Raw genomic sequence first — 9629 nt, forward strand, 5'->3', positions numbered from 1 at the left:
AATGAGTAGTGCACAGACACCGGTGACACCGTCCACCGGGACGTTGGTCATCGCCTGGGCGCTTGTCGGCGTGCCGCTCGCCTATGGCGTCTATGAGACCCTCACCCGCGTGGCGGCCCTGTTTGGCTGACACCGTGGTGACAGAAATCTTCGGTGATCGTCCTGGCGCGGTGAGTGTGCCGTTCACGCGCCCGGAGGCGTTCACCACCCGCCCAACGCTGCAGGGCACGTTTGGGATGAGCGCGTCCACGCATTGGCTGTCGACGGCGGTGGCCCAGTCCGTGTTGGAGCGCGGCGGGAACGCCTTCGACGCCGCGGTGGCGGGAGCGTTCGTGCTCCATGTGGTGGAACCGCACCTCAACGGGCCCGGCGGCGACATGACCGGGATTTTTGTCACCGCGGATCGGCCGGACCAGCCCACAGTCCTGATGGGGCAGGGCCCGGCACCGGCCGGAGCCACCGTGGAGCACTACGTCAACGAAGGCCTGGACCTCGTTCCGGGCTCGGGTGCCTTGGCCGCCGCGGTGCCTGCCGCCGTCGACGCCTGGCTCCTGCTGCTGCGTGACCACGGGACGTGGGAGCTGGACGCGGTGCTGGACTTCGCCATCGGCTACGCCCGGGACGGGCACCCGATGCTCGGCGGGGTCGGAACCACCATCGCGGCCGTGTCCGCGTTGTTCGAGACGCATTGGCCCACGTCGGCTGAGCTGTGGATGCCGGGCGGCCGAATCCCGGTTGAGGGCGAGCTGGTGTGGAACCCGGCCTATGCCCGCACCCTGGAACGGCTCGTGCAGGCCGGAGTTAGGGCATCCACCCGCGAGGCGGGAATTGATGCGGCCCGCCGCGAGTGGCGGGAGGGGTTCGTGGCCCGCGCCATGGTGGAGTCGGTGCAGTCCCCGCACCGGCATTCCTCAGGCGCGGATCACCGCGGAGTGCTCGCCCTGGACGATCTGGCGGGATTCGAAGCCGGGTATGAGGCCGCCGCCACCGTCGAGTTCCGGGGCCACACGATCGCCAAGACCGGGCCCTGGGGCCAGGGGCCGGCGCTGCTGCAGACCCTGGCCATCCTGTCCGGCTTCGAGGACCGGTTCCTTGATCCGTCCACCGAGTTGGGGGCGCACACCATCCTGGAGGCGCAGAAGCTCGCGCTCGCGGACCGGGAGGCGTACTACGGCGACACGGACGTGCCGCTAGACCACCTCTTGTCGGAGGACTACTGCGCCGGCCGCCGTGCCTTGATCACGGAACGGGCGTCCCATGAGTTCCGGCCCGGCTCCGTGCCGGGGCGGGAGCCGTACAAGCCACGACTGCGCACCGACTACACGCCGCCGGCGCTCGCGGGCCATGCCTCGGCGGCCTCCGCGGCCGGACTCGGCGTCGGCGAGCCCACCGTGACACCCGCGGGGGAGACCCGCGGCGATACGTGCCACATCGACGTCGTGGACCGCTGGGGGAACATGGTCTCCGCGACTCCGTCCGGCGGCTGGCTGCAGTCCTCCCCGGCGATCCCGGAGCTGGGCTTCTGCCTGGGCACGCGGCTCCAGATGACCTGGCTGGAGCCCGGGACGCCGTCCACGTTGACGCCCGGCAAACGCCCGCGCACCACGCTGACGCCCACTCTCGTGCTGCGGGACGGCCACGCCGTGGCCGCGCTGGGTTCGCCCGGCGGCGACCAGCAGGACCAGTGGCAGCTGCCGTACCTGTTGCGGACCATCGTGGGCGGGTATTCGCCGCAGCAGGCCATCGACGCGCCGACGTTCCATACGACGTCGATGCCGGGGTCCTTCTGGCCGCGCACCTGGGAGCCCGGCGGCGCCGTCGTCGAGGACCGGCTGGGGGAGGACGTCATCGAAGGCCTCGAGCGGCGGGGGCACGTCGTCACCCGGGCCGGCGACTGGGCGCTGGGGCGGCTGTCCGCCGTCGTGCGGGATCCCGAGACCGTGGTCCTGCAGGCTGCCGCGAATCCGCGCGGAGCGCAGGGGTACGCCGCGGGCCGGTAGCTGTTGCGACGCTCACCTGCCGGGTGGGATGACTGCGTACGGCTTCGGAGGGGCCGCGGTTTTGCTTCGTCTGTCAGCCCGAAGCCTTGAGCCGGTCCATGAAGCGGAGCGACTCGGCAACGATCTGCTGCTGCGCCTCGTTGCGGCTGATGCCCGGCTCGCCGTCCCCGGGCTGCTCACCGTAGTCACCGAAGAACGCGTGCACGCCGCCCACAACCGTTGCGTAAGTGGTGGTCGGCGGGAGCAAGGACCTCGACGCCGCGATCTTGTCCGGGGTGCTCAGGCCGTCGTTTGAGCCGGAGATGGAGAGCACCGAAAGGCCCTGCGCATCCGTCAGGGTCTCTGCGGGGTACGAAGCAAAGAGCAGCAGCCCGGCGACGTCGTGATTCGACGCCGCGAAGGATGATGCACTCACGCCGCCCAACGAATGACCACCGACGGCCCAGGAAGCGACTTCGGGATGCCGGTCCATGGCTGCGCGGGCCTGGTTGGTGTCCAACAGGGAGACCCCAAGGGGCACTTTCAGGATGACGACTAGATGCCCCGCGGCCGCGAGCGGCTGCAGCAGGTCCTGATAGGCGTGCGCGTCGACCCTGGCGCCGGGGTAGAAGACGAGACCCGTGGTGGCGGTACCCGCCGGGGCTAGGGTGATCGAAGTGGCGTCCTCTGCAGCCCTCGACGCGGCTGGCGCCGTCGCGGTGGATCCATTGGCCGGGACCGTGTTCTCGCGGTCGGTTTGGTGGGGGAACGGGCTTAGCCACATCAGCGCCGCCACCAAACCGAGGACTGTGAGCCTGCCTGCGATCCCGCGGACCAACTGCGAGGTTGAAATATCACCACTGCGCTGCTGTTTGTCGCCGAAGAACCAGGGCAGGACCAGGATCAGCGTCCACAGAATCCCCAGTGCGACGGCGGCCGCCAGGAGAGTTGGCAGGGCGGGGTGGCCGCCGAGGACGGCGGGGTTGCTGAGCAGCATCCAGAGCGGGACCACGATCAGGGCGGCCGCCGCGAGAGCGCCGCCCCCGTTCAGGATCGAGGACTTCCAGGAAGTGGGGTTGGGCCCTGTGGGGCTGGGGCTGGGGCCGCGGGTTTCGGTGGGGTTCGCAGGACGAAAAGGCTGGCCTTCCTTCACGGCTTGATGATATCGCCCCGGCAGCGGAACCCGAGGGTGTCCGGGTGCGGGAAAACCCCGTCACCGGCTCGGTCAGCGGCCGCTGCGCCCCACCCACAGTCCATGCAGCAGCGGAAGCACCGACGCGATCATCAGGACATTGCCGAGCACCATGTCATCCGCGCGGACCACGGAGCCGGAAACCAGCAGGGCGCCGAAGATCAGCGCCGATGCTGATCGCTGCGCCGTGCGGTCAAGCCGTCCCAGCTGCCGCTCAAGGCGCGGATTTGCCACCGACAGTGAACCGTCCTCGAGCCGGGTTAGCAGTCCATCGAGACGTTTCGGCAGACCCAGCGCCATCCCGGCGGCATCGAGCGCCTGCTGGGCAACGTCCTGCACGATGTTGCCGCGCTCGTCGCGCAGCAGCTGCGCCGCATAGGGTTCGATCGAGTCCCACAGATTGAACCGGGCGTCCAGCGAGCTGCACACACCCGACGTCAGTGACATCGCCCGGATAATGAGCAGGAAGTTCTCCGGCATCTGGAACGGCAACGAGCGGACCACGTCCCCGAACTCCACCGCGAAATCACGGAACTCCCGAGGGTCAACCTCGCGAAGCTCGGCGAAGCCCATCCCGCCAAAGCGGGCAAAGAGGTGCGTCATCGCGCGCTCAAGCTCGACCGTGTCGGCTGAGGGCACTAACACCCCCACGTCGCTGATCGCGGCCATCAACCCCTTGCCGTCACGCGAAGCGGCAGCGATGAGCAGCTTCCGAAGACCGCTGCGTGTGCTCGCCGGAACCTCGCCCATCATGCCGAAGTCGATGAAGGTCAGCTTCCATGGGCGCTCCGTGGATGGATCGGCAACCGGCGTGACAAAGATATTCCCAGGGTGCGGATCGGCATGAAAAAAGCCGTTCGTAAAAATCTGGTCGAACATGACCGAGGCAAAAACCGGGGCAACCTGGGCCGGATCGATGCCCGCCGCCAGAAGTGCCTCCGAGTCCGTGATCTTGATCGCCGTGACGTCTTCGAGGGTGAGCACGCGGCGGGTGCTCCGTTCCCAGACGACGTCGGGCACCTCCATGCGGTCGTCGTCGGCGAAATCGCCAGCGAACCGCCCCGAATTGGCCGCCTCATTCAGGTAGTCGATCTCCTCAAGACTGGTCTGCGCAAACTCCTCAACGAGGGCGGGCATGTCGGCACGATCGGACACCAGGCGCACGTGGCTGAGCCAGCCGCCCACTTTGCGCAGTGCCGCCAGGTCGACGTCGACAATGGCGTTGATCCCTGGCCGTTGTACCTTCAGCACCACGCGGTCGAGCCCGGTGTCGGCGGCGTCGCCCGGGCCAAGCCTCGCCCGGTGCGCCTGCCCGAGGGATGCTGCTGCGATCGGCGTCTCCTCGACCGAGGCGAACAACTGCTCCAGCGGCGCGCCCAGCTCAGCTTCGGCGAGGGCGCGGATCGCGGCGAACGAAACCGGAGGCACCTCGTCCTGGAGCCCCTCAAGTTCCTTGGTGATCTCGGGCGGCAGCACGTCGAGCCTGGAGGACAGGAACTGTCCGACTTTGATCATGAGGCCGCCGAGGTCCACCGCCAGTGCATGGAAGCGCTGCGCGAAGCGCCGCATCCTCTTCGCCCTGGTGCGCTCGGCAACCCTCACCAGCCCGATGCGGGGGAGTAACAGTTCGAACCACCAGGTCACCGCGAGATGCCATGCAGCGAAGCGCAGGATGCGGCGGTAACGGGCCCGGTAGCCCCGGGCGCCGGGTACGGGAGCTGCCCGGTCCCGGCGAACCGACGTCACCCCGGTCAGCCCTGGGCGAGGATCGCGTACAGCCGGCGGCGCGCGTCATCGAGCACCGCCACGGCTTCCTGCACCTGCTCCGGCGTCCCGGTGCGTCCCACCTGGGAGGCGGCTTGTGCGAGCTCGACGCCTGCCTTGGGCAGCGCCGCGAACCCCGGGCCCGACGCCGGACCAGCCGATTCCCAGGGCGCTGACATGCCGGCACCCGCCATCTCCTCGCGGCCCGCGTCCGTCAGGGAATAAATCTTGCGTCCGTTGGATTCCTCAGCACCGATAAGGCCCTCGTCGGCCAGCAGCTGGAGGGTTGGATAGACGGAGCCAGCGCTGGGCTTCCAGGTGCCGCCGCTGCGCTCCTCGATTTCACGAATTATCTGGTAGCCGTGCATCGGCCGCTCGGCGAGCAGTGCCAGCACAGCCGAGCGCACCTCGCCACGCCCCGCCCGGGAACCCGAGCGCTTCTCGAACCTCGAACGCAACTCCTCTACGGCCTGCCACATGCTGTCTACATTGCTGCCGCGAAATCCGCCTGCCGGGTAAGAACTGCGCATCATGCACTCCTCTGGACGACCGTGAACGATATACAACGATAGTCAACGATACGCGCGCAAATCTGCGAAACCAAGAGCGGCGATCCGCTCAAGGGCCTAAAACGGGCCCTTGCAGCTAGGGATGACGGGCTTTGGGGTCTGGTACGCCGAGGCATCACCGATCCTCGTCCCATCTTCAGTCACGGAGCGGCGGCCCATACGGATAATCCACCCAGCCGCCAGGACCCCATCACCGGCGACTGCCTCCGCGCCACGCACGACCGAATGATAATCAGCTGGGAAACGTGCGCCGTTCAGTACAGCATTGGGATTCACGTTGTTTTGAATTTCGCCATCACGGAATCGAACGTCGTAGGTAAAAGATGTCTTGCCAAATATCAGGGATCGGCGCTTCCTGGTTACTCTCGTTGCCCTGACGTGAATCGGCAAAGTCTTGGTCATATGCTTTTCCTCTGCTGTGCCGGCAACCCCGACACATAGCTCCCGGCCCTCGCGCTGACGTTGGAAATACCTGAGGTCACAGCAGATCCGACACGTGAACTGGCGCTCGATACTGCGGTACCGACCCTACTGGCACCAAAAGCAGCCGCCACCCTACCGACCGGCGCCGATGCAGTTAATGCCTTAGCCGCAAGGGCCGCACCGCCGCCAACAGCACCAGCGGCGCCACCAATGAGGGCATCGCGGCCGGCCTGTCCCCAATTCACGGTTCTAGTCTTGGCCTTCTGCACTCCCACCGACAAACCACCACTGATCAACGCACCGGATGCTGCACCAATCAGAATCATTCCCACCGGGCCGCCCACCCCGGTGAACATCAGCGCGACGCCGACGGCCACGGCAAGTCCCGCAGCACGCCCGACGGTAGGCGTGGGCGACGTACGGGTCTCCGGCTTCGGCATCTCCGACGTCGTGGGAGAGAAGATCCGGCAAACGACCGGTCTCATCGGCACCCCGCACTACATGCCTCCCGAGCTCATCAGCCAGGGCAGGTCCGGCCCTACGGGCGATGTGTACTCAACTGGCATCCTGCTCTACGAGCTCCTCGCCGGGCGCACTCCTTTCGCCGGGCCGGGGCCGGACTTCAGCGTCGCGTACCGCCATGTTTCCTCGCGCCCGCCACGGATCCCCGTTGACGATGCGGTATGGAACGTACTCGACGGGCTGCTGTCCAAAGACCCCGCCCAACGCCCGACGGCGAGTGAGGCCGCGGCGACGCTCCGGCGTCTGGCACCACGCCTTGCCGGCAGCAGCCCGGTCACGCGTGCCGAGGCCCCGGAGGACTTCGACGCCGTCGAACGCCCAGCCACCGTCGTCCGGGGCGCCTTCACGGACGAGGACCTCACGGCCTTCTCGTCAGGCGCGCCAGGTGACCACGCCGGGATTGCTCCCGAACTCGGGGAGGCGGACAGCGCCACCATCGCCCGGTCAATACCGCGTCGCGAAGTGCGGCCCCGGGCGGAGGCCCGGCTCGAGGAACAGGTCGCCATCCCGTTCTGGCGTACTCGCAAAGCGTTACTGCTCGCGGGCGCCGCCGCCCTGCTCGTCGTCGCGATGGTCGTGGGGTTCGTTGTCCTTGCCCCTGCAGGTCAACAAACGCCCACAGCGGAAGGCGGTCAGATGTCCAAGCAGCTGCAGGACGCGGCGCTTCCGACCGGCCTGTCGATCTCGCGCGAAGCCTCCTATGAACCGGCCTCCGGTCAGATCCGTTTGACTGTCGCATACGGGGCGCAGAAGGCGCCGTTATCCGGTGATTTCCTGGAGGTGATCCCGGGCCTGGCCGATGGGGAAGCATGCCCTGCGGTCACGTGGGAGGGGGCTTCGGTGAGCCGGAATCAGGCCTCGATCACCGGCCTTGACGTCGAGTGCGGCTGGAAGGTCTCGGGGTTGGAAGTCCCGGCGGGAGGGGCAGCCCAGGTCACCGCCAAAGTGTCAGTGTCACCCGCGGACCAGCAGGCCCTCGACGCGTGGCTGCGGTCTGGGTCCGAGGCGACGACGGCCGCCACGCAGGACCCTGCCGTCAAGGGCACGGCCTATCCCGTCCAGCGCCTAAAGGGCGTGGAGGTGCGTACCCCAGCACGCGTCGTGACGCCCAGCCCGCTGAAGATCACCCTCGTGCCAGTCTGGGCCGGCGGCGCCGACGAGCTGAACCCGCTCTACGTCAGTCCCGCGTCCGGCAAGCCCTCCCAGGTGCTCGCCGCCGTGAGTGGCGGCGAGAAGGGGGTACGGTTCTCCGACGGCTCCGACGGCTCCGACGGCTCCGACGGCTCCGACGGCTCCGACGGCTCCGACGGCTCCGACGGCTGCGGCGGGGCGCTCGCGGTGGACAGCGCGGGGCTTACCGTGACGGCCCTGCAGATCACGCCCCAATGCACCGTGCGCGCCAGCGTCGGGAACTTCACCGAGCTGCAGTCCCCGAGTTTCGGGATCACGTCCCGGGAAAACTCGTAAGACCGAGGCCTCGCGAGGGCTCCTGGGACTGAGGGCTCGGGGTTGCCCTCGCGGCTATGACCTTGGCCGGGACGTGCGAGCCGCTCAGCCCGCTGCGGGCTTCTGCCGTCCGACCCCGCACGGCGCGCCCTCCGTCGGGCCGCTGTCACGCGCCCACCCGGCCGTCCGGGCCGCTGCCGTTCGAGCCGTACGCCTCGCCCTCCGTCGGGGCCGTCCGCGCCGCACGGCTCGCCCGATCGTCGGAGCTTGCCGTCCGAACCGCAAGGCTCGCGCGCCGGCCGGGCCGCTGTCACGCGGCGGCCACGGGATCTATGGGCCGGAAGTATCTGTTCCGGCGGGGTGTCCGGGCGGGGTCGAGGTGGGGTGGCGGGATGAACCAGGGGATGCCGGTCCGCATCTGGATGGTCCAGTGTTCTTTGTGGATCACGTGGTGGTGATGGGAGCAGAGCAGGGTGCCGTTGTCGGTTCCGGTGGTTCCGCCGCGGGACCAGTAGGTGATGTGGTGGGCCTCGCACCAGGGGGCGGGGATGGTGCATTGCGGGAAGGCGCAGCCCTGGTCCCGGGCGGTGATGGCCTTGCGGATGTGGGGCGGAAAGACCCGGGAGGCACGGCCGATGTCCAGGACCTGGCCCTCGCCGCCGAGGACGACCGGGATGATGTCGGCGTCGCAGGCGATTTTGCGGATGGTGCCGGCGGTGACGGCGCCGGTGAAGAGCAGCGAGCCTGTCTGCTGCAGCGCCCCGGTGCCCTGCAGGGGCCGGGGTCCGAGGCGCGGGGCGCCCGCTGTGGCGCCGGGGGAGTCCTGGAACCGGGTGAGCAGGTCGCGGTAGTCGATGGTGGCCATGACCTGGGGCCGGAGCCCGCCGGCCGCGGGCAGCCCGCCGGTGGTGAGGGCTGCCTTGCACGCGCCGACCAGGCCGTCGAGCAGCCGTTGGGGCCGGGAGCGGAGGTCCAGGGACGGCAGCGAGGAGTCCTCTTCGGCCGTGGTTCGCCCCTCGGTGGATCCGGGCTGGTTCGCCGGGCCGGTGTCGGCCCGGACGGCCCCGGGAGTGCCAGCGCCGGCAGCACTAGTGCCGCCGCCGGCGTCAGCGCCGGCAGGGCTGTGCCCGCCGGGCTCACCGGCCGCCGCCGCTGATCCGACACCCGGTCCGGTGGCGGTGCCTTCGCTGGTGTCGGGTCCGGTGCGGGGGTTGGTGGCGGTGTTCATCACGGTGATCAGGTGTTCGAACTGGTCCGTGGTGGCGAAGATTTCCAGGTGCTGGAGGCCGTGGCGGGGTTTGCGGAGGAAGGCGCCCTGGAGCTGGCGGAGCAGTTCCTCGGAGGGTTCGGCGCCGTCCTGGTCCAGGGCCTCGGCCCAGCTGCGGCTGACGCGGGCGAGGAAGTCGGCGTCGTTCTCGGCCGCGGTGCGGGTCAGGGCGTGCTCCATCGCCGCCGCGGCCTCGGGGAGGCAGCTGTGCCGGACCCGGTCCAGGGCGAGCGTGATGACGGTCGCGGCCCGGGACGCGACCTCGCCGGCCGCGACGGCGGCTCCGAGCTCCGGGTGCACGGGCGGGACCGGCTGGCCGGCGAGTCCCTGCCGGGGCAGCAGCGCGTCGGCCAGGCAGAGCCGGCGCCTGGCCTCCGCGGCGCCGATCCGCAGCCGCGCCCGCAGGAACTCCACCGTGTTCCGGTACCCGTCATCCAGCACCGATTCCGGCACCGCAGGCGCCGCCG

At 69.1% G+C, this 9629-nt stretch carries 8 protein-coding genes; 3 read left to right on the forward strand and 5 right to left on the reverse strand.

Going from position 1 to position 9629, the window contains the following annotated elements; translation table 11 throughout:
* The first annotated feature begins 1 nt into the window (after position 1).
* Both B5X90_RS21565 and B5X90_RS05100 read left to right on the forward strand, forming a co-directional pair.
* Positions 2-130 carry an MFS transporter small subunit gene (locus B5X90_RS21565; RefSeq protein ID WP_256860054.1) on the forward strand — a complete coding sequence of 43 codons (129 nt, stop codon included), beginning with the start codon at positions 2-4 and terminating at the stop codon, positions 128-130.
* Positions 131-236: 106 nt separating this feature from the next.
* The gene (locus B5X90_RS05100; protein WP_256860063.1) at positions 237-2000 is read left to right on the forward strand and encodes a gamma-glutamyltransferase family protein; all 1764 of its coding nucleotides are present in this window, start codon (positions 237-239) and stop codon (positions 1998-2000) included.
* 73 nt (positions 2001-2073) lie between these two features.
* On the opposite strand, the gene B5X90_RS05105 is transcribed toward B5X90_RS05100, so the two are convergent.
* From B5X90_RS05105 to B5X90_RS20965, 4 genes are all read right to left on the reverse strand, one after another.
* The gene (locus B5X90_RS05105; RefSeq protein ID WP_256860055.1) at positions 2074-3132 is read right to left on the reverse strand and encodes an alpha/beta hydrolase; all 1059 of its coding nucleotides are present in this window, start codon (positions 3130-3132) and stop codon (positions 2074-2076) included.
* Between the two features lie 72 nt (positions 3133-3204).
* Positions 3205-4917 carry an ABC1 kinase family protein gene (locus B5X90_RS05110; protein WP_079550471.1) on the reverse strand — a complete coding sequence of 571 codons (1713 nt, stop codon included), beginning with the start codon at positions 4915-4917 and terminating at the stop codon, positions 3205-3207.
* Between the two features lie 5 nt (positions 4918-4922).
* Positions 4923-5465, reverse strand: coding sequence for a PadR family transcriptional regulator (locus B5X90_RS05115; RefSeq protein WP_079550472.1), 543 nt, complete (start codon positions 5463-5465; stop codon positions 4923-4925).
* Positions 5466-5561: 96 nt separating this feature from the next.
* Positions 5562-5906 carry a hypothetical protein gene (locus B5X90_RS20965; RefSeq protein ID WP_143264650.1) on the reverse strand — a complete coding sequence of 115 codons (345 nt, stop codon included), beginning with the start codon at positions 5904-5906 and terminating at the stop codon, positions 5562-5564.
* A gap of 429 nt (positions 5907-6335) precedes the next feature.
* Between B5X90_RS20965 and B5X90_RS05120 the strand changes: the two genes are divergently transcribed.
* Positions 6336-7916 (forward strand): serine/threonine-protein kinase, encoded by a 1581-nt coding sequence (locus B5X90_RS05120; RefSeq protein ID WP_256860056.1) that lies wholly within the window; start codon positions 6336-6338, stop codon positions 7914-7916.
* Positions 7917-8205: 289 nt separating this feature from the next.
* On the opposite strand, the gene B5X90_RS05125 is transcribed toward B5X90_RS05120, so the two are convergent.
* Positions 8206-9629, reverse strand: a 1424-nt coding sequence (locus B5X90_RS05125) for a DUF222 domain-containing protein (protein WP_256860057.1), incomplete at its 5' end; no start/stop codon positions are given.

It is taken from the genome of Arthrobacter sp. 49Tsu3.1M3, assembly GCF_900168135.1.
GTDB lineage: Bacteria > Actinomycetota > Actinomycetes > Actinomycetales > Micrococcaceae > Arthrobacter.

Excerpts from the sequence above, each read along its gene's own strand:
- B5X90_RS21565 (WP_256860054.1), top strand. The coding sequence starts at position 2 with ATGAGTAGTGCACAGACACCGGTGACACCGTCCACCGGGACGTTGGTC.
- B5X90_RS05100 (WP_256860063.1), top strand. The coding sequence starts at position 237 with ATGAGCGCGTCCACGCATTGGCTGTCGACGGCGGTGGCCCAGTCCGTG.
- B5X90_RS05115 (WP_079550472.1), bottom strand. The coding sequence starts at position 5,465 with ATGCGCAGTTCTTACCCGGCAGGCGGATTTCGCGGCAGCAATGTAGAC.
- B5X90_RS20965 (WP_143264650.1), bottom strand. The coding sequence starts at position 5,906 with ATGACCAAGACTTTGCCGATTCACGTCAGGGCAACGAGAGTAACCAGG.